The organism is Terriglobia bacterium (assembly GCA_020072565.1).
GTDB lineage: Bacteria > Acidobacteriota > UBA6911 > UBA6911 > UBA6911 > JAFNAG01.
The window spans coordinates 1-22333 of sequence record JAIQGI010000063.1; the positions used below are offsets into that span (position 1 = coordinate 1).

At 57.6% G+C, this 22333-nt stretch carries 10 protein-coding genes and 2 pseudogenes; 8 read left to right on the forward strand and 4 right to left on the reverse strand.

Annotation, left to right across the window (positions count from 1 at the left end):
- Positions 1–111: 111 nt before the first annotated feature.
- On the reverse strand, positions 112–1626 hold the full coding sequence (locus LAP85_25900) for a serine/threonine protein kinase (protein MBZ5499848.1): 1515 nt from the start codon (positions 1624–1626) through the stop codon (positions 112–114).
- A 532-nt stretch (positions 1627–2158) separates the two neighbouring features.
- Between LAP85_25900 and LAP85_25905 the strand changes: the two genes are divergently transcribed.
- Positions 2159–3424, forward strand: a complete 1266-nt coding sequence (locus LAP85_25905; protein ID MBZ5499849.1) for a hypothetical protein — start codon at positions 2159–2161, stop codon at positions 3422–3424.
- A 126-nt stretch (positions 3425–3550) separates the two neighbouring features.
- Here LAP85_25905 and LAP85_25910 read toward each other — a convergent pair whose 3' ends face one another.
- Positions 3551–5290, reverse strand: coding sequence for a serine hydrolase (locus tag LAP85_25910; GenBank protein MBZ5499850.1), 1740 nt, complete (start codon positions 5288–5290; stop codon positions 3551–3553).
- Between the two features lie 505 nt (positions 5291–5795).
- Here LAP85_25910 and LAP85_25915 point away from each other — a divergent pair.
- The 6 genes and pseudogenes from LAP85_25915 (at position 5796) to LAP85_25940 (ending at position 17763) form a co-directional block, all read left to right on the forward strand.
- Positions 5796–6813: pseudogene (locus tag LAP85_25915) on the forward strand (IS630 family transposase).
- 197 nt (positions 6814–7010) lie between these two features.
- Positions 7011–8048, forward strand: coding sequence for a hypothetical protein (locus LAP85_25920; GenBank protein ID MBZ5499851.1), 1038 nt, complete (start codon positions 7011–7013; stop codon positions 8046–8048).
- A 782-nt stretch (positions 8049–8830) separates the two neighbouring features.
- Positions 8831–11368, forward strand: coding sequence for an RICIN domain-containing protein (locus LAP85_25925; GenBank protein ID MBZ5499852.1), 2538 nt, complete (start codon positions 8831–8833; stop codon positions 11366–11368).
- Positions 11369–12336: 968 nt separating this feature from the next.
- Positions 12337–13581, forward strand: a complete 1245-nt coding sequence (locus LAP85_25930; protein ID MBZ5499853.1) for a hypothetical protein — start codon at positions 12337–12339, stop codon at positions 13579–13581.
- Positions 13582–14000: 419 nt separating this feature from the next.
- Positions 14001–17516 (forward strand): lamin tail domain-containing protein, encoded by a 3516-nt coding sequence (locus LAP85_25935; protein ID MBZ5499854.1) that lies wholly within the window; start codon positions 14001–14003, stop codon positions 17514–17516.
- Positions 17517–17577: 61 nt separating this feature from the next.
- Positions 17578–17763: a hypothetical protein gene (locus tag LAP85_25940; GenBank protein MBZ5499855.1), complete on the forward strand. Its 186-nt coding sequence runs from the start codon at positions 17578–17580 to the stop codon at positions 17761–17763.
- Positions 17764–17938: 175 nt separating this feature from the next.
- On the opposite strand, the pseudogene LAP85_25945 reads toward LAP85_25940, so the two are convergent.
- Positions 17939–18226 (reverse strand): annotated as a pseudogene (locus LAP85_25945) (putative addiction module antidote protein).
- Positions 18201–18884 (reverse strand): transposase, encoded by a 684-nt coding sequence (locus LAP85_25950; GenBank protein MBZ5499856.1) that lies wholly within the window; start codon positions 18882–18884, stop codon positions 18201–18203. Before LAP85_25950 ends, LAP85_25945 begins: the two are co-directional and overlap by 26 nt.
- A gap of 126 nt (positions 18885–19010) precedes the next feature.
- On the opposite strand from LAP85_25950, the gene LAP85_25955 reads away from it, so the two are divergent.
- A complete protein-coding gene (locus tag LAP85_25955; GenBank protein MBZ5499857.1) occupies positions 19011–22178 on the forward strand; it encodes a TonB-dependent receptor in 3168 nt (1055 codons plus the stop codon).
- The last annotated feature ends 155 nt before the right edge of the window (positions 22179–22333 follow it).

The following is a 22333-nucleotide window of genomic DNA, read 5'->3' on the forward strand; positions in this document are numbered from 1 at the left end:
CCAATCACGCAGGCTCGGCGGCAGCAGCAGGAGCTGCTCCGGACAGTAGGAACGATATGTTTTTGCCATGGAACATAAGGTAAATTTCTCGAGCCCGCCGATCAATAGAAATCAGACAATTCTCGGACGGACTCCTAGGGCATCGAGCTTTTGCGCCTCGGCATAGTCTTTCATCGCCTCCAGCGAGGTTGTGGTGAAAGTCTCTTTGGTGCCAGCATGAGCGGAATCAGGCGAAACCACTCCGAGTCCTGCCTTTAGCACGGCTGAGAGATAGTCTGCCGCCTTGAGTATATCGGCTTTTGCATGGATCGAGCAGTTCGCGGCCGCGGCAATCTTGCCGCTGATAGGATCCAGAGCTCTGGCCTTGAGGAGAAAGCCATTCTTTTCTTGTTCTATGGACGCGCTGATGGTCCAGTCAATGCCTTCCCTTTGGCAAATGAGCCGCGCATCTTCTTCTAAGAGCTGTCCTTTGGCACTAGGCTTGACGCGATTCAGCAGGCTGATCGCCTGCTTGCGGTCGAAGAGCGATATCTTTTCGGCTCCACCTAGGCTGATGGTCAATAATTCTTCGAGCACGCCGTCGAACGCCGGATCTCCGGTTCGATTTTGCACGTCTGCGATGACTAGAGAAGCGGACTTATACCCTGTCTCCTGGATCTTCACTGAAGCGAATCGCGTTAAATTCGCGACCGCAAAAACCACGAGTGTGATGAGCACTGCCGCCGCAACCGCGAGTGTCCACTTGCGTGCAGAAAGCCCGCCTCCTCTGATCTCCCCTTGCAGTTTGCGCAGATCGGCTCCTAAATCGCCGACTTTTTGATATCGCTCCTCGGGATTTTTGGCCAGCGATTTGGCAAGGATACAGCGCAACGCATGCTGCGGAGCCGAGGATTCCATGCGCAAGGCCGGCGGTTCGTCGCGAAGAATCGCGCTTATGGTGTCGATCTCTGTCGGTCGTTCAAATGGATTCTTGCCGGAAAGCATCTCGAAGAGCATCAGGCCAAAGGAAAAGATATCGCTTCCGGGGCCGACCTGCTCACCGCGCGCCTGCTCAGGGGACATATAGGCGAGCGTTCCGACAACCTCACCAGTCCTAGTCAGCTGTTCAGTCGCAGTAGTGCTTCCGCCCGTTTCCGCGGTGCCGGATCCGCTGATTTGTCTAGCCAGGCCAAAATCCAGGATCTTGGCGTGCCCTTGCTGCGTCACCATGATATTGGCTGGCTTCAGATCCCTGTGCACGATCCCCTTTTCGTGCGCCTTCTCAAGAGCTTCAGTGATCTCGCAGGCCAACTGCAATGTGGTTGGCAGTGGCTGCGGCCCGCGGGCCAGACGCTCCTTCACAGTCTCACCCGGCACGTACTCCATGACGATGAAAGCCTTGCTCTGGTCCTCACCTGTTTCGTAGACCTTGCAGATAAACGGATGGTCCAGACCTGCGGCGGCTTTCGCTTCGCGCAGAAAACGCGTGCGTGCCTGCACATCTTGCTGAACTGAATCAGGCAAGAATTTGATCGCGACCTTGCGCTCCAATACAAGGTCATTCGCCAGGAAAACCTCGCCCATTCCTCCTTGCCCCAGCTTCTCAGTGATTCGGTAATGCGAGATGGTCTGGCCGATCTCGGGCATGGGAGCCTCCGCGGAAGCGATTCGCCCACTGCAACGACAGCAACTGGTATATCCGCCACTATAAGTCAGATGACAGAGATCGAGAAAGCTCAATCAGCAGCAGTTACCGGGATTGCAGGCACCCCGTAAGCCGTTGCGCTGACCATAAATGGGCTTGTTAGATTGACTGATGACCAGTCATGCCTGGGTAACTGCCAAAACCGGACAAAACGGTCACACCTCCTGCGGGAAGGGGGTTCTGTCCGGTAACGCCACTGCTGGCCCGCGTGACGGAATGCGTTGGCTTTTGCAGTTTCGCAGAACGCGAATTCGCGGGCATGAGGCTGGGAATGTCTGCAATGGGCTGCTTCCGAAAGTCTATGCAGGCTGAATCACCTGTCCGATAAGCCGGTTATGTCCGCCAAATCGAATGAACCATGTTTCCCATAGACGCGTCCTAAAACGGCTGAATTGTCAAAGCAATTCGAAACAACAGTGACGTTACTCGACTGAACATGTGAGCCCGGGAGCGCAGGACCTGACTCATCCGCCCATGACCGAAGCGCAGGCGCTTGCCATCGAACGCAACGATTGGGACATGATTACCTATTTCGTCCAGAGCATGGCGGGACTGCCCGCCGTACGAACGTATCGGGGATGGGAGCTGCTAAATGACCGGAACCCCAATTGGGGGAGGGAAGTTATCGACGCCGAGAAAACCACACGTCGAAGAGCTGCCGGCCTGGCGCAAATGTCGGTGAGCATTGGGCAGAGAACCACATCTGCATTGCGCGGATTTTTGCAGGCGGCAGAAAGCCTGCCCGGACGCAAGACAGTCTTCTTTGATCTCTCCCGGCTTGTCTCGATCAATGAGAACAAGGGCAAAACAGAGGGCTTGGCAAACGCTGCGCCGCCAACTGCGATGGAGATTTATGCAAAGGCCCGAACCGTGGTAGATCCCAGTGCCGAAGAATTGCGCGGTGCCTACCCTGCGGAAATGAGCGATCTGACGTTTACCGAAAATCAGGACGAACTTGGCTCTCTGTTGCAGAAGGTAGGGGGAGCCGTGGAAATGTTCTTTCGCGACTTTCCCAACACGGCCTCGAAAGAAAAAATCCGCCTCGAGAGGTTGCTCAATGACGGCAGGGTCGACGACCGCCTCGATCAGAGTTACAACTACACCATCGAGATTAGCTCTGATGGCAAGGGCGTCCAGGCGCGGGAGTCCAGGAGCGACAGTCGCGGCCGGCCGCTTCAGCGTGAGCGATTGAAGGGCATCTCCGCTATGACCTCCGGTTTTGCTGCGGCCAGCATCTTTTTCTATCCGAACCTGCAATCCACCTCTCGTATGCGCCATATAGGCAGGCAGATCTCAAAGCCGAACGCCTATGTAATCGCTATCGCACAGAAGCCGATACCGGAGGCTCCTGCGGGGAATTTCCAAATGGAAGGAATGCCGCCAACACCGCTGTGCTATCAAGGCTTGGCGTGGGTGGATCCACAATCCTGCCAAATCGTGCGCATGCGTACGGACCTGCTGGCCCCCAGGAGCGACGCCGGACTGACCAGACAGACTTCGGAAATCTGGTTCAGCGAAGTAGATTTCAACCCTGTTTCCCATCCGTTCTGGTTGCCCCGCGAGGTTGTGGTCACCCACAAGTGGTTAGGAGTGACTTTTCGCAATCGACACCAATACTCGGATTATGTGGGGTTCCTCGCAGAAAGCCGAGACAAATTGGAATTGCCGAGGATAAAGAAGTCTCCATGCGGGGTTGCCAATTTTCCCATCGGATTCCCAACTCCCATAGCCCCATGGTAATTCTGTTTGCTCAGATGCTGATGGGAACCCAAATCGCATGCCAGCTGTGATCGGATGCCCGCCCTGACCAGCAATGTCTACATCACCGCAGTTTCTCTGCATCTACTATGCGTCAAACTGCTGGCCCTACTTTCGCGGAAACGTATACTCTCCCTCAGGACTTCTTTGCTTGAGCGCCTTCACCTCGCCGTTTTCCAGCACAAACTCGAATATCACATCTGAGAATTGCGGGGTGCGGAATCGCAGGCCCTTGATCTGTTGGAGAGGTATCGGAGGCGCGCCGGGCGACACCAGCGACAGTCCGCTGTTTTCCTGGTAGGTGATCTGGATCTTTGTTCCGGTCGGCGTCTCGTAGCTGCCGGCCAGCTTCCCGAGCGTCTGGGGATCGAGCTTCTCCGGCTTGCGCGTGAAGACCGCCTCTGCCTCGTCCAGCGAAATGACGGCCTGATCAATGTCGCCTTGGGGATTGGTGCGGAAATTCACCGACCACTTGCCATCCTGCTCGTCATCCGCCGTATCGAAGCGGTCATAGTGAAAGTGCGTCAGTGGCATCCGGATCTTATGGAAGTCGAACTGGAGTTGGTTATCCTTTAGCCCGATCCTCATCACACCGTACGCTGGGTTTTCGTAATCGCTCACGTAGTCCGCCAGCGTGTGCGACGGCTTGGTATTCGGCACACGATCCTCGCCGGCTCTTTTTCGCGCTTGCTTTCCGGCCTCCTTGGCCTTCAGGCGAATATCGAGCATGCGCTGGATCCAAGGCGTCTGGTCCAACCCCAGGAGCCTTTCGTACACGTTGTAGCTGATCAGGTTGTAGAGGGGCGCGGTATGATCGCCGATCACAAACACCAGCACGCCGATGTGCTCCTTCGGCATAAAGGACACCTGCGAGTGGAAGCCCGGCAGATCGCCGCCATGATACGCCAGGAGGTGCCCGCGGTAAGAGGCGGTCCAACGCCCCATGCCATAGGCCGAGTTCAGGACCTCCCAGAATCCCCGCTGCTCGGCGGCAGTATTGGGCAGCGCAATGGAAGGCGCGAGCGTCTGCTTGAGCACATCGGCCGGCACCACGTTCATGCCTTTATACTTGCCGTCGTTCATCAATGCGATCAACCAGTGCGACAGATCCTCAATGTTGGAGACGATTGCTCCGCAGGGCGCTACGCCTTCTATGTCTTCGTAGTAAGGAATGCGGTAGAGTTCGAAGGAATCCCTGCGCTCAGTAAAGCCGACGCCGTGTTCGGGTTGCTTCAACATGTGGGCGATCGAGTAACCTGTGGATTTCATCTCCAGCGGTCCCAGAATGCGGTCCCGCACGAACTGCTCCCAGGTCTTCCCGGATTCCAGTTCGATCATGTAACCCACGCCCGCGTACATCAGATTGTTGTACAGGAACGTTTGCCGCATCGGTTCTTGCGGCTCAAGATACTTCAGCCGTTCGAACAGTTCTTTCCGCGTAAAGTCGGACTTGTACCAGATGGTGTCGTGACGCGTAACGCCGGTCCGGTGCGATAGCATATCGCGCAGGGTCACGGTATTGTTGAGCTGTTCGTTGTAGAACCTCACCGTGGATACCGATTCGCGCACCGGCTTATCCCAGGTCAGCTTGCCTTCTTCCACCAGCATGCCCGCGGCGACCGCAGTAAACAGTTTCGTATTCGACGCGATCGGGCACACCGTCGCCGGCGTGAACGGCAGCTTCTTTTCGTAATCACGATATCCATACCCTTTCGCGAAGACCAATTTGTCGCCAACCACAATGCCCACGCCAATCCCCGGGCCGTTCCAATCCTTTAGAACCTTGGCCATGTAATCGTCGAAGCCCTCAAGTTGTTTGGCGATATTGATGTCCTGCGCCTGAACCACAGAGGCGCAGACAAGCGCTAGAAACAATGCAATCAAAAACCGTTTGCGCATATAACCGTCCCTTCGTAATAACGAAGATGCCAAAGCGTGACTCTTTCGCGATCGCGTCGGCAGCCTAAAGTAGTGGTACTGTCGAACAAAAAAAGCTCAGATTATGTCAATTTCCAGGTCTTCTCCAAATCACAGCTGTGAGCTGCTCCGGCAGGATTTTACACCCGCAAAGGAATGGCGGAGCAGACAAATCCACCGTCCGCAGGTCCCCCGTCCGGCCCCTGAGACTACGGCCGTCCTATGACCACTGACTAAGTACTCATGTTCGTAAATACACTAACGTATGATTTCTTGAATTTGGCCGGGTTTTGTGGCATTCTGGTCGGCAAAGGAGGCAACCAGAATGCCGAGAAGAAGCCCATTCCAGATAGTTCTGTCGTCAGACGAGCAACAGGTACTGCTTGCTCGATCTCGGAAATATACGTTACCGTACTTTCAGGTCCAACGGGCCAGAATGATCCTGCTTGCGGCCGAGGGCGTAGAAAACGAAGAGATCGCGCGTTGTCTCCAAACCCGGCGGGAGGTTGTCTGTTTATGGCGCAAGAGGTTTTTTGAAGAAGGTCTGGTCGGGCTGGACGAGCGTCCTCGCCCGGGTCGCCCCCGGGCTTCTTCCCCCGGACCTGGTGGTCGAGATTAAGGCACAGGCCTGTGAGTTGCCGTCGACATTTGGCATGCCTCTTTCCCGCTGGAGTACGAGGGATCTCGCCGCAGCTGTGCGGCAGTCCGGAATTGGGGCATCGATCAGCCGCACCACGATATGGCGATGGCTTAACGAGGATGCGATTCGACCCTGGCAGCACCGTTGCTGGATTTTCCCACGGGACCCGCAATTTGCAGACAAGGCCGGGCGCATTCTCGACCTGTATGAAAGGAGCTGGAACGGACGCCGTCTCAAAGATGACGAGTTTGTTTTGTCGGCAGACGAGAAGACGAGCATTCAGGCACGTCGCCGAAAGCGCGCATCCCTTCCGCCTCGGCCCGGGTCCGCCATGAAGATCGAACACGAATACAAACGCTGTGGAGCCTGGGCGTATCTGGCAGCCCTGGACGTTCACCGGGCGAAGTTGTTTGGCCGCTGCGAAAGCAGGAGCGGAATTGAACCTTTCGATCGGCTCGTGGACCAGGTAAGGCGTCAAACGCCTTACAATGAAGCTCGGCGGGTGTTCTGGATTATGGACCATGGTTCCGCACATCGGGCGCCCACATGCATCGCGAGGCTTCGGAGCAAACATCCACGACTCGTTCCTGTCCACGGGCCGGTCCATGCGAGTTGGTTGAATCAAATCGAAATCAACTTTTCCATCGTGCAAAGGAAGGCGCTAACACCCAATCACTTCGACTCCTTGCGTGCCTTGCGCCAGCGACTCATCGGCTTCCAAAAGCACTATGAGAGGGCAGCCAAGCCGTTCGAGTGGATGTTCACGCGAGGTGACCTCGATGCGCTACTCAACAAAATGAAGCGCGCTGCGTGATTCCAAAATGCGTTAGCGTATTTATGAACCGACGTACTTAGATGTAAAATCCTGCCTGGGAGGGCGACCCAAACCCCTGAGTTTACATTTTGCCTTTTATAAGCGGCTGCCGAAATCGGGAATTACCGAAGCAACAACGAAAAACGTCAGCCAATACTTCTTATCCTTCCCCTGACCAAGGTAGGAAAGGATTCCCTATGAAATCGATCCTGCGGATGGCCTTACTCTTGATTGGATTTTTTGGTCTTGCCATGGCAGAACATGAATCTGCCCCTCTCTATGAAACCCTTCGACCCTGGAAGGTGGCCTTCGTTCGTGACAGCAACATCTGGGTGTGTAACGGCGATGGAACGGATCAGACGCTCATTATCGAAAACGGGCTGAGTCCGGCTTGGTCTCCGGACAAGTCCCAGATTGCGTTTGTGCGCCGAGGCAATGTCTGGCTGGCAAGGGCCAACGGAAGCAACCAGCTGCCGCTCACTTTTCAGTGGACGGACTCCGACGTAAATCGCGAGTCCCGGTTTTCGGATGTGAGCATATCCTGGCACCCGGGTAGTGGTTCGGTGACGTTTTCACATGCGGAGGAATTCAAAGCCGAGCGCATGAATGGGACGGCAGGAATCGATCTTGACCGAAAAGTGGCAAACGGCGTGATTGTCGCAACTTCGATATTTGATGTTCTCCCGAGAGGAACAGAACCATGTAAGGTCATTGTTCGATACGATCTCTTTGCAAACGGGACGGGTTTCTCCTTCGCAGATCACGCCCACCCGGCGTGGTCGCGCTCGGGAAAGAAGCTTGCTTTCACGCGCAATGGAGACATCTGGATTGCAGAGGCGGAATCCGCATCGGCAGGAGAGCCCCCGAGCGGCTGGGAGACAACGAGACTCGCGACCGTCGCCCGGTTCGATGAGCCGACAAACAGAATCAGCCGCAACAACCGCGGTGCGACCCGACTGTCCTGGCATCCCGACGGACGTCGTCTGGCCTATGCCTACGATCGGCTTCAGGGCTCCGGCTTCAATGAGATCCATCTGCTGGACACTCTGAGCGGGAAGGATCTCATTGTCGTCAAAGACGCGCTGGAACCATGCTTCTCTCCAGATGGGAATTTTATTCTCTATCGGAATTACGGGGACGAGTGCGGGCGCGAAGGATTCTGCGTATGCGCCGTGTCGTTGGATGGCAGGAACAGAATGAAAATTCTGTCCAAAGGCATACAGCCGGTCTGGTAGGAACCGCCCATCGGCGGTTCGCCTTGATGCCCTGAAGCGCCGCATATGAGGTGGTTAGTCCTGCTCGCGGATCATCGGCCTGTTCTGGGACCGTTGAATCATATTGGGAATCTAATACGAGTCAAGAACCGGTCTGTCCCTAATCTCCCTCCCCTTCTTACGCCATCGGATTCAGTGCACAGCCCGAAGAAAATCGTTTTTTGTTGAATTGAGATTACTTAGTCGGTTACCATAATGCAAATTGCTGTGAACCATATATGTTGCGGCATCTCGCGCATTTGCGCCGCGGCACTTCTTGAAAACGGCGAGCCTATGGAGTACATGCTGACCTCAGCGGTTTTGGCGCCGTTCCTTTCCAGTGCTGATCTGGGCGCCGCTTCAAATGAATCTGCAGTTCAAGGCTGGCAGGGGAAATGTGGCGAGCGGTCTCTCGACGGCAACGGGGACCAGGCAAGGATCTCGAGATTCGCATGCAATTCCGCTGTTCTGACGTGCCGCTTCCGTCACTACAATAACGGATTAGGTCAGGAAAGCTCAGTCTCTGTTTTCCGATTACGAAGTAAAATCGGCCGACCGCCATCTGGATTTAGCAAAAATCGAAGGAGACGATAAGGGAGGAAAACTGAGTAGCTGTGTCGCGGGAGAGGTCGTCCCCCGCTGATTTTTCTCCTCTGTCCTGCCGGATTAGGCGATTGCTCTCTGCTGCCGCGGCAAAGCAGATTTGGCTTCTAGCCCTACTTCGAGATGAATTTCAAGAGTTGTTTCATGAAAAGGAGCATGCCATGCATCGCATATCATTTTTGTTGATCGCATCATTCTTCTTTTTCTCCAATACCGCTGCGGCGGCTCAGGCGGATTCGGGTTTGCTGGTGCAACTCAAGAACCAGTACAGTGGAAAATGTCTATCAGTCAAGGGTGGCAGCAAGGTACACGGTGCAGCCTTGGTACACAAGGAATGCGGAACAGGGAGTCTTGACGCGATCTGGGAGATGCGCCCAGAGGGTGGAGGCTACCGGATCGCTAACAGAAACAGCGGACTCTGTCTTGGCGTCGCGCATCAAAGCAAGAGCGACGGCAGCCAGGTGACGCAAGTCGCGCCTTGCGACAGGGGGGATACTGTTTGGAGGATAGAAGCGGTGCCCCCTGGCACATCTCCTTCGCAGCCCTCGGCAGTCGACTTCGGGAGACCATCGGTCATCAGAAATAATAACAGCAACAAATGCCTGGCTCTGGTGACGGGTGACGAGATCAAACAATACGGCTGCCCACCCCATCGTCCCAAGACTACTTGGACGTTTGTCGAAATGCCGAATGCGCTTCCAGAGAATGCCTTGAAACGGAGAGCCCCTGCAGACCCGATGGCAAACGGCATCACGGTGTTGACATACAACACGCATTTGTTTGGGGGATCCAGTGCGGAAGTAGGCAACTATCTCAAGAACGATTTCCCAAGGCTCTTCACGCGCACGCTCTACGAGCGGAGCGATCCGTTAGTCTTTAAAGACGACAGCCGGGCCAAGCTGATCGTCGAAAGAATCAGGGAGTGCGGCGCAGACATCGTCGGATTGCAGGAAGTCTGGGCATATCAGCGGCAGGGCTGGATTTGCGATCAACTGGCGGATAGTTACCCCTATCGATACCACCCGCCTGATGTGCAGTTGGATCCGAGGGTTATAGCGTTGGCCCGAGGTGTATCAGATCCTGCGGGATTGCTCACCGGTCTAACAGGCCTGCTGGCCACGGGCAAGACCACGAGCGGCTTGGTGCTTCTAAGCAAGTACAAGCTGACCAACGTGACTTTCTCGCCGTTCCCCGCTAGGACAGATCCTGGCGAAGAAGAGTTCTGGGCCAGGAAGGGCGTCATAACCGCAACCGTTGAGCTGTGGGATGGGGGGCCGACTTTCAGGTTGGGCATCAGCCACGCATGCACGGACGTGGGTGGCAAGCAGCAGCCGGACATCAAACAGATTGCCCAAATGACTACTGCAGGGCCCGGAAGCGGCGTATCCAGGGTGTCGGACAGTCCGGCGATCATGATGGGAGACTTTAACGTCAATGGAGTGAAACCGGAAGCTTACGAGTTGATGAAGGGCCTTTTTGGACAAGTGGATGCGATGGACGCCTACCGGCATGTGCACCCGGAGATCGGAGAGGGTGACCATACCGCGAACGTGTGGAGCAACCTGCTCTATCAGCTGTTTAATCCTCGCAAAGGGCCGACCTCTCGGCCGCCGGACATCCTGGATTATATGTTCCTCAAGAACTCAGGCGGCGGACTCCGAATGACGCCCCTGGAGGCTGAGGTGATCCGGGACTGGAAGAGCCCCATGAATCGTGGGTGGTGGCTGGACATCTACGCCGATAAATGGGCCTCCAACTACGTGGCCGTCGTCTCCTTCCAACTCAACGGCCACCCGTATCTCTTCGGATTGAAAACCAACGACACAGCTTACATTTCGCGGATCAATGACGATGGCAAGGGTTGGAAGGACATTCACCAGGGACAATGGGCCTCCAACTATGTGGGCACCGCGATCACGACATTCTACCTCAACGGCCATCCCCACATTTTCGCTCTCAAACGCTGGCCTTCAAACACAGCCTATATCTCCCGAATCAATGACGATGGCAAGGGTTGGAAGGACATTTACCATGGGCAATGGGCCTCCAACTATGTAGCCGTTGTCTCTTTCCAACTCAACGGCCATCCATATCTGTTCGGGCTGAAGACGAACAATACAGCCTATATCTCCCGAATCAATGACGATGGCAGGGGATGGAAAGATATTTACCAGGGGAAATGGGCCTCCAGCTATGTGGGCACCGCGATAACAACATTTTACCTCAACGGCCACCCGTATATTTTCGCATTGAAGAAAAACAACACAGCCTACATCTCGCGGATCAATGACGACGGCAAGGGATGGAAGGACATCTACCGGGGGCAATGGGCCTCCAATTACGTCGCTGTTCGCTCCTTTGAACTCAATGGCCATCCTTATCTCTTCGGGCTGAAGACCAACGACACAGCCTACGTTTCGCGGATCAATGACGACGGCAGGGGATGGAAGGACATATACCGAGGGGGATGGTCCTCCCACTATACCGGTACAGCGATAACGACATTTGACCTCGAGATCCCGGACCAAGATGGGAAGCGCGTGATCCTCCCTCACATGTTCTCTCTAAAAAAAGAGCCTTATGATCAAGGGTGGATTTCACGCTTTGGCGACTATACCAATACCATGATGGATCTATCAGATCACTATCCTATCAAGATCAAGTTCGAGGTAACGCGGACCGCTCAAGCTTCACGATAGCTGCAATAAGGGGTGCCCGAAAGCCAGATCCAAGATCACGTTTGGCTATAAAATACCGCGTGGCAGGGGATGATGCCCCAAAGTCAACATAATCGATTTTTCTCGGAAGCCAGAGAGGGAGTCTGAAGCGGCGAGCCGCTCGGAAGAACCGAAGAGACAGGCAGCCAATTCTGCTTATCATTTTACAGAGGTTACAAGAGTCATTCAAAGTTTGAGCAACAATGGGTGCAATATGAGACAGAAACATTCAACACGCCGGGATTTCATTAAGCGCACAGGCATAGGATCTCTCGGAAGCATGGCTGCGGCAGGAATACTTCTATAGGAAGAGTTGTCGAAAAATCCCGCATCTCAACGGCCCTTTTGGGGATACAATCCTGGCGGGAACGTGATTCCGACTGGATTTCGGGATCGACTTGCCCGAAAGTTGACCGCATTCAACCTCTTTCACGCCTTTCTCACCCTGAACATCAAGCCGGCTCTGCGCCAAGCCAAAACAGACGCTTTCTGGATCAGAGTCATCACATCCGAAATCTACGCCCGGACCTCCGAATTCTCACAAGTGCGCTCACCATGAGCATCTCATCCCTGGCTGACTGGTAAACATCGTTGCTCCGCGCGGAGTCAGTGAGGCAGAGTGTCGCTGGCTGGGCACGGATTCCCTCAGTCCACGGCCCTAGTGGCGGCTGGATTGCCTCTAAAACGAACAGGAAGATGCTGATTGGTCCCCTCCGCATTTAACTCGCTGCTCAAAGAGGGACTTCGAAGGACGGATGCGGAACCGCTAGGCGCTCCCGTTTGAGTTGGACATAGGTCTTTTGATCCTGCTATCATGGGCCGCCACCGAGTCAGTCGCGTCGTTAACCCTCTGCTGCGGCAGGGAACGAGAAGCGATCTGTAATCGACCACGCCGGGAAGGCATGGCCTTGGCCGTGCGTTTATAGCTGACTGACAGAACTGGGTGATTTATGAAGAACGTGCTGATGGCAACGGTTCTGCTAATGCTTCTCTCAGGTTGTACGAGGGGCCCGTCTTCAGGCCAGCCAGCGATTCAGGAGTGGCAGGGGGAATGGGGTCAATGGTCCGCGGACGGCCGCGGACACAATTATGGGGCGAGCATCTCGATTTTTGGCTGCGACGCCGCGGCTCTGACGTGCCGTTTCCGGTACGACAGCGAGTCCCCACAATCCAGGTGTGGCGGTTCCGACAAGGACAGGAATCTGCTCCGGATCGCCGGTTCCAGGGCAAAAGGTCAACTTTACGATTACGAGGGCAAACCGGCGGAATGTTATCTGGAGTTCGAAAAGATCGGGTCGTCCGGCAAGAAAGAACTGCGCCTGTTGAGCTACTCCGGCAACGAGTGCCCGGATTACTGCGCCGGCAAGCCCAATTTCCCGTCCGCCTATCCCTTCAAGACCACAGCCGTCTATCCCTCCCTGGCAACCAGGGATTGTTTCGCCGATGCCCGGAAATCACGGGGAGTCTGGTGCAGCGATCAGAAAATCCAGGAATTCGATCAACAACTCGAGGGATTGAACCGTCAGATTCAGACCCTCAACCACACCAACGACTATCGCAGAGTTCGCAACATGCGCGAGGAGATGTTAGCCCGATGCGAGGGAGCCGCGGATGCGAGGGATTGCCTGCTGTCTTCGTACACGAAGGCCGTCGCCGATATGCAGTTGTCGGAAAAGAATGCCCGTGAAGCTCATGACAGGGATGTGGAGTCTATGAAGGCGCCGGGAGATCCGGTCGAGGGATCGAAGCTCATCGACCGGATCGAAGGGGTCTACAAGAGGAGATTCCAGAATACAACGGCGGCCGGGGAAAAATACACTTCCGAAAACATACTCGAAATCGTGCGTGTCTCGGAAGACACGGTATATTTCAGGACTCACATAGAAGCCTATAACACGTCGATGTGCAGCCTGTCGGGACTGGCACGCTACAGCCGTAAAGGCGTCCTGGTTTTTGTGGATCCCCAGCCTCCCTTCGATCCCCTCAACGAGCCCTGCCTGCTTCAGTTCGAGGAGACCCCGAAAGAAATTAGAATGCTCGATCCAGGCCACCCGTGCGCACGGCTGCACTGTGGAATGCGCGGCGGCTTTCACATGCAGTCTTTTCCTGTCGACGCCCGCCGTCCCATCCGGTATATGGAGCGGCTGAAAAACTCCAGGGAATACAAGGAAGCGCTGCAACAATTGAAGCGGTAATGTGCCGGAACTCCGCGCTAACTGAACGAACAGTATCACAACCTGTCTTTCGTACGCGGACGTACGCAGGTTGCACGGATTAAGCCGATATCCCTAGTACTACTACGTTAAGTATCTACGGACTTCTGGGTCCCGGTCCAACTTCGCAGTCGCAGCGGATAGGAGGACAAGTTGCCGTTTTGGTTCTGGTTCTGCCCCGGGCAGTGATCCCTGGCGTTTCTGATAAGGGGCATTTATGTTAACTTCGGGGCTTCGGCCGCAGCTAAGCAGCATTTTATAGCCAACCTGTGTTCCCGGATCCAGTTTTCTTGCTCACCTACCTCTTGTTGCAACTTCGGCGTCGCGCACCCTTGCTGCTTGCGCCGGTTGCTGCAAGCGATCTACAATCCGATGCTCGGAGAACCGGGAGGATTGGAAACATGAAAACGAGAACCAATCTTGTGCTGATGCTCGCGCTGGCGCTCACGCTGATTGGCGCCACGTTGATGATGGCGACACAATCCGGGGCGGGACGCAATGCTCCTCCGCCCAGGCCGAAAGGCCCATATGACATCTACGCCGACGCCGGCGCCCCCTGCGTGGCCGCCCACAGCACCACGCGCGCGCTGTACGCCTCCTACAACGGCCCGCTCTACCAGGTCCTGCGCCAGTCGGACCTCAAGACCCTGGACATCGGCGTCGTCCAGCCCGTCGCGTCGCCGGTCCCGGATGCGGGCGGATACGCCGACGCGGCCGCGCAGGACGCGTTCTGCGCCAACACGTACCGCTGGATCACCACCATCTACGACCAATCCCCCAAGCACAACGACCTCATCCAGGCGCCCCGCGGCGGATTCAGCGGCCCGGCTATGGGTGGGTTTAACAATCTCCCGATCGCCGACATGGCGCCGATCACGATCATGGGCCACAAGGCCTACGGCGTCTTCATCGCGCCGGGCATGGGCCTGCGCCAGAACGATGCGAAGGGCACCGCGGTCGACGACCAGGCGGAAGGGCAGTACTGGGTCATCAGCGGCCACCACTATAACTCCGGCTGCTGCTTCGACTACGGCAACGCCGAGATCGACAGCCGCGACGACGGCAACGGCACCATGGAAACCACCTACTACGGCAACGCTACCGGCTGGTATCGCGGGAACCCTCCCGGCCCGTGGATCATGACCGACCAGGAGAACAACCTGGTCGGTTGCGTCAACCCGGACGGCTCCAGACTCTGCTCAAACCTGCCGAGCATCACCTGGCGATTCGTGACCGCGATCGCCAAGGGCGAACCGCACCACTGGACCTCCATGGGCGGCGATGCGCAACGCGGCGCCCTGTCGGTCATGTTCGACGGACCGCGCGTCGACCACACTTATGACCCGATGCGCAAGCAGGGTGCCATCCTCCTTGGCAACGGCGGCGACAACAGCAACGGCTCGCAGGGCACCTTCTATGAAGGCGCGATGACGGCCGCAGGCACCTTCCCGACGGACGCCACCGACCAGCTGGTGCAGGCCAACGTCGTGGCTGCCAGGTACGACGTGCCGCGGCTGAGCCTGGCGCCGGCGTCGGCAATTGCCACGCCGCCGGGACTCCAGACGTTCTCGCCGGGCTCCTCGCAGGACACCACCGTGACATTCACGAATACCACGGGATCGCCTGCAACGGGCGTTCAGTTGAGCATTTCCGTGTCCAGGCTGTGGACGTTCTTGAAGTTCATCCCGAAGCCCTCCGACGTTCAGGGCGCCGCCAGGACGTCGGTGACGTTTCCTGATCCGGTCGCGCCGGGTGCGAGCGTGAGCGCGACCTTCAATGTCACCTCGGGGCCGGCGGCCTTCAACGGCGACCTGGTCGGCAACGCGTCGTGGACGAATGGGACGACCGGCGAGAGGCAATCCGAGACAACAGCAGAGAAGGTGCGGAACGTCAGCCCGATTAAGATCAACGAGTTCCGCATCAGCGCCGGTTCTCCCGCCAACCCGACGGATTCGTTCATCGAACTCTACAACGCCGGCACCGGCGCCATCGACATCTCCAACTGGACCCTGACCCAGCACCCGACCCAGCAGCCCGTCTTCTCGTCGGTGAAGATCCCGGCCGGGACGAAGCTCGCGGCCCGCGGCTTCTACCTGCTTGGCCTCTCCAACTCAGGGCTGGCGGTCCAGGCGCGCGCGGGCGATGCCACCATCAACGTGAGGAGCACGGCAGGCATGTCGGTCGGCGATACGATCGAAATCGACACCGGCTCCAGCTTGGAGACCCGCAAGATCGTAAGCATCGGGACGGCGGCCGGCAACAGTACGACGTTGTGGCAACCCCTCCCCGACGGTCCGGTGATCACGATCCCCGCCGGCGCGACCAGCGTGCCGGTCACGAGTGTGAACGGCTTCGTAGTTGGCGAGAAGATCGCCATCGGCTATGGCGCCACCTACCCCACGGTCGCAAAAGCCCTGGAGCGGTACGAGGTGGTCACGGTCACCGCGGTCGGCAAGCAGGGCACGCAAGCCTTCCTGGGGGCGGACGCGCCCGCCGGCGCGACCAATATCAAGGTGACGTCCGTCGCCAACATCACGGTCGGGGACAAGCTCAGGTTGGACATCGACACCGTCGGCCATGGGATCGAGACCGTCACGGTCACGAAGCTCGGCACGCAGTCGAGCCGCACGGCGCTCGCGGCGGATGCGAGCGCGGGCGCGACCAATATCAAAGTTAGCAGTGTGAACGGTTTTGTTGTGGGCGACAAGCTGACCGTTGGCACACCCGCAAACAAGGAAACGGTGACAATCACCGCCGTCGGCGCCGCGGGGCCGACCGGCGCCGGCGTCGAATTCACGCCGGCCCTCGCCAAGGCGCATCTAAACCGCGAGGCGGTGGTAGCTCAGGGAACGGGCCTCGACCTGGCCGCCCCGCTGAAGTTCAACCATGCGGCCAACCTCCCCTTCAGCGCTTGGGGAACGGGGATCAGCTTCACGCCGGCGACGGCCTTTGCCCACTCGAGCAACGAGCCCGTCCAGCCGCTCGGCACGGGCATCACGCTCGACAGCCCGCTGGTCAAGGCTCACGCGATCGACGCGGTTGTGCGTGACGCCCAAGTCACGACCGCGGGCTACCAGGGGACTCCGGCGCCCAACCAGTGGTTCGGGGGCCCTGCCCTCTCCGCCGGCGCCGGCACCATGGTGCTGCGTGACGCCGCCGGCCTGGTCGTCGACAGCCTCAACTACGGCGGCCTCGTCGACCCATGGGCCTCCGAGGGTTACCAGGCAACCTCTGGAGCAGGGCAGAGTGGCTGCCGCGTGCCTTCGCCCGGCTCGGGCCGCGGTGGCGGTGGCTTCGGCGGGCCGGGCGCTTCGGCCGCCGGCGCACCCCATAGGAGCGCGGGCCGCTTCCCGGACGGCATCGACACCGACAGCAACTGCAACGATTTCCTGTTGCAGTCCGCCAGCACCCTGTCGGCCGCTTCGGCCGCCGGCGCGAACAATATCAAAGTCGCCGGCGTGGCGGACTTTGCCGCCGGTCAGACCATTATGATTGATGCGGGCGAGAACCTCGAGACCGCCGTCATCGCGACGGTCGGCACGGCAGGAGCCACCACGGTGGGCGCCGACACCGCCGTGGGCGCGACCGTTATCCCTGTCGCCGTCGGCGCAGGCTTTTCCGTCGGCCAGACCATCACCATCGACAGTGGCGCAAACCAGGAGACGGCGGTTGTCGCCTCCACCACCGGCGGCGGCAGGGGCGGCGGCAGAGGCGGCCCTGGCGGCGGCGCCACCATCACCGTCGCCGCGCCGCTCACCTTAGCGCACGCGCCCGGCGCCCAGGTCTCCGGCACCGGCATCACCCTCACCAGTGCGTTGACCCGGGCGCATGCCGGCGGCGCGCAGGTCGCTGGCAGCGTTCCCACGCCTGGTGCGCCCAACCAGTATTACAGGAAGGGGGCAAGCGCGAAGAAGTAGCCGCACGCGCACGAAGCTGCAACAAGCGGGGCAGGAATGGTCTGCTCGTTTCAGGTTCGGAATGAAGCGTCACGATAGGATCGGCTTGGACACAAGCATCTTCATCTACGAGGTTGAGGAGAATTCGAAGTACATCGGGTTGGCCCACTCCGTTTTCGGATGGCTCGCAGATGGAGAGACTTACAACCAGCGTATACCATCTTTTGCCTGGTCCTATCCTCCGGATGGGACCAGGAGAACAACCTGATCGGTTGCGTCAACTTGGACGAAATTCGGGGGCGCTTCCACTTGCTAATCTATTTCGGAATTGGTTAACGAGTGGAACGTCTCCGATTTCCCAAAGCAGAATGGGCTTGAGCGCGCGATCTCTGCTGCTTCAATAGTGGCTGTTGCATCGGAATATCGGCGAGCGACTGGCTGGGGGAGGCCTCAGCGTGCAGCTTCAATCCTAGTGCCGCAACTACCTTGAGAATCGTATCAAAGCCGGGGCTGCGTTCGCCGGAGAGCGCCTTGTAGAGACTTTCTCTGGAAAGCCCGGCGTCGCGTGCGACCTGTGCCATGCCTTTTGCCCGAGCAATGTCGCCCAGTGCTTTGGCTATGAATGCGGCATCGCCTTTGGCCTCTTCGAGGCAAGCCTCAAGGTAAGCCGCCATTTCCTTTGTGGAAAATAGGGGACGCAACCCATTAGTTTCTCGCAGATGTCTTCTCATTTCGCGGTCGCCCGATCGATCTGGCCTGCAACCGGCGTCCCAGCCGCGATTCCAGCGCCGAAACAAATCTCTCGCCCCCTACCGGACGGCCCGCGCGCGTGTGCAGCCGGATCGTCGCCAGCATCTCTTCGTCCTCTTTCTCTGCCAGCCATGCCGACCAGTCTTCCGTCCCGACCGGCACCCAACCCTGCAGCGGGCTCAACAACGGATCCTCGCGCAGTCCGCAGTGCGCCGCTGCGCTGCTCCAAGGATATCGCTCCGCTTTGCGCACCATCCGTGCCCGCACAGGATTCCGTTCCACATACCGCACTGCCGCTTTCAGATGCTCGTCATCCAGAGCACACGAAAACGGCCGCCCTTGCCACAACCGACCCGTCAGTCCAAGCGTACGATTGATATGCTGCGTGTAGCGCAGATCCAATGGCCTCAATACCGATCCAAACGTTTGGGCTCTCTCCGGTAAGCACACCAGGTGAACATGGTTCGTCATCAGGCAATATGCCAGAATTTTCATCCCGTCCCTGCTGGAATACTCCAGCAGCAGTTGCATATAGCGCTGCCGATCCGCCTCCTCAAAAAATATATTCTCACATCGGTTGCCCCTTTGCGTGACGTGATGCGCAATTCCAGGTATTATCGGTCTCGCGATTCTCGGCATACTGCCATCTCACTTACAAGCCTGGTGGCGTTCAAGTTTTATTGGGTTGCGTCCCTATTTTCGTAGTTAATTTTCTATAGATAAGGGGCCTGTCAGCCGGGAGGAACGATCGTGCAAAGATGGTTTGTGCCCGCAGTACTTGCTTTTCTCATCGGCTGCAACCTCTCTCTATCACAGTCGAACTCCGCATCGGGAGAGCTCAGGGGCACCGTTAGCGATCCGTCCGGCGCCGTAGTGCCCGGTGCGAGGATCATCGCGACAAATGTCGAGACGGGCCTTGCACTCACGTCACTTTCGGACGGACGGGGCGAATATCGCATCCTTCTCCTGCCCCCTGGCACCTACGAGGTAAAAGTCGAGATGACCAGCCTTGTCGGCCAACCCATGCGCGTCCAGATCACGGTCGGCCAGACGGCTTCGGCCGATTTCCGGCTTCAGGTCCGCTCGGATCAAACTATCGTGGTAACCGGCGAGGCGCCCGTGGTGGAAACGCAGCGGTCTCAGCAATCCAACACGATCAGTGAAACCTATATTCGCAACCTGCCCCTCGACCGCCGGGATTACTTGAGTTTCAGCCTTCTGGCGCCGGGGGTCTCGGACTCCAATCGGGTGGTCGACAACACCGACTTCCGCGCCAAGCAGACGCCGGCGAGCGGGCTATCTTTCTACGGCAGCAATGGGCGCGGCAACAGCATTACAGTTGACGGAGCCGAAAACAACAATTTCAGCGGCGGAGTGCGCCCCTCCCTGGGACAGGAAGCGATCCAGGAGTTTCAGATCAACCGCAGCAATTATTCCGCGGAACTGGGCAGTGCAAGCGGGGGAGTGATCAACATCATTTCGAAGTCGGGAACGAACGAAATCCACGGAAAGCTGTTCGCCTATTTCCGCGATCAGCATCTGGACGCCGCCGATCCCTTTGCCTTGAAGCTTGAGGAAGACAATTCCCTCACGCGCATTAAACCTCCGGCTAACCGCCAGCAGTACGGGGCCACGCTGGGGATGCCGTTGAAGAAGGACCGGACCTTTCTCTTCGCCAGTTTCGAAGGCTTGAAACGGAACGAGTCCGCGGTGGTCTCAGTTCTCACCGATTTCAATATCTTCCAGCCCACGCCCCAGCAAGCTGCGATCATCGCAAATCTCGCAGCCAATCCGGACACGACTCCCATACCCTGCCTGCCGGCAGGTGCGCCTCTCGTCGCTCCTGCCTATTGCGCAGCGGTGTTGAAAGCGGCCCTGACCTCCAGGCCCAGCACTGTGGAACTCTTCAAGAGCAACAGCGGCGTCTTCCCCTTCATCACCGACGCGCGCACATTCTCGCTCCGCTTCGATCACCGTGTCGGCAACGGACACCAGACCTTCCTGCGCTACAATTACACCAAAAATGACGATCAGAACCGGGACACCCACGCTCTGGTCGGGTTTTCACGGTCCAACAATGTTCACGTGCTCGACAGCGACGTTGTTGCCGGCTGGATGTGGATTCTCAATCCGAAGCTGTTCAACGAATTCCGCTTTCAGTGGAATTACGACGATTATTATGTGCAGTCCAACGAACCGTACGGGCCCGAGTTCAACATCACGGGATATGGCTACTTCAACCGCGACATATTCCTGCCCGGCCTGATCCTCGAGCGCCGCTACGAGTTCTCCGACAGCTTGAGCTTTCTTCACGGAAAGCACCGGATGAAGTTCGGCTTTAGCATCCTCGACCGTACGGGCCACGCGGAAAACTACCTTTTCATGGGGGGAAGGTTCGGGTTCGGAGACCTCCCCGGAAACCCCCTGCTCAGCCCACAGCTGCAATCAACCAGCATCACCGCCGTGCAGGCTTTCGACCTCGGCCTGCCGCAGTCGTACCAGCAGGGATTCGGGGATCCGATGCTTCGCTTTGCGGCGCCTTACTATGCCTTCTATGCGCAGGACTCGTGGAATCCGCGATCGGATTTCACCCTCAATTTCGGCCTGCGCTATGAGCTGGACGTCCGAAACACTCAGGTTCCGACTGACAGGAACAATTTCGCGCCGCGCATCGGATTCGCCTGGGATCCCTGGAACAACAAGCGGACGGTCGTCCGCGGCGGTTTCGGCATATACTATGCGCAGATCTACGGACAGATAGACGCCGTCGTCACCGCCTTGGGGGAGATCAACGGATACCGCCAGATCGCGCAAGTGCTGAGCCCCCTCATGCGCGATAAACCACTGGCACCCAATGGGCCGATTAACATTTATCAAACTCTGCGGGCCCAAGGGGTGATCGGAGTGCCCACGTCCTCCCGGACCATACAGCCTTCGGACTTGACTCAATTCGGCATCTACGTCTCACACACGGGTCCAAGGCCGCCACTGACCGTCCTTTTCCAGATCGATCCCAACTACCGCAATCCCTATTCCGAGCAGGGCTCGCTGGGTATTGAACATGAAATCAGCAGTGGACTGAGCGCGTCGGCCAGTTACATTTTTGCCCGTACGGCGAGGATCGCACGCGCCCGCGATTTGAACCTGATTCCCAGGCCGCCCGGCTCCCTGGGCATTTCGAACTGGGCAGACCCGGCCTGCGCCGGCGCAGGGATCTACTCCTGCTTCAAAGACCCGGCCCTTTACCAGAACAACAATTATGAGTCGACGGCCAATGCCTTCTATCACGGCATGATTCTGGAAATCAGCAAGCGGTTCGGCTCAAATGCAAGCCTGGCATGCAATTACACTTTCAGCAAGGCCATTGACGAAGTGACGGATTCCAACAGCGACTACCAGGCGAACGATCAGACCAATCTGCGCGCGGAGCGGGCGCTGTCCGCCTTCGACCAGCGGCACAAGGTGGTCTTCTACGCATACCTGCAGAGCCCGTACCACGCCGACCCGGCCGATTCCCTCGCGAAGCATCTGCTGGCAGATTTTGCCCTGACACCGGTCTTTCGTTACAACAGCGCCCGGCCGTTCAATCTCTTGACCGGAGTAGACATCAACGGCGACCGGCACTCGACGACCGATCGCCCGATTTTTGCGGGCCGCAACACGGGGATCGGCCCCGACTACTGGACCTTTGATCTTCGCCTGGGACGCGTGATCCGCCTGGGCGGCGAAAGCAGAATCCTGGAACTGATGGCCGAAGCATTCAACATGTTCAATCGTCTCAACTACGCGAGCGTCAACAACACGGTTGGGCCGAACTTCTCAGGGCCATTCCACGTTCCAGCGAATCCCAACCTTGGGCCGAGCGCGCCGCTGGGCTATACATCAGCCGTTGAGGCACGGCGGTTCCAGCTTGGCCTCCGCTTCTCCTTCTAACTGGTGACTTGCCAACTGCTCTCGCCTGACCGGCCATGGTAGCTTTGGTAACTTCCCGGCATGAGACTTGAAGAGTAAGAAAAACAAGCTGCTGTTTCTTTTTCAGTCTTGCTTTGAAATCTGGGCCGCCGGTTCCGATGCGTTTCAGCACATTC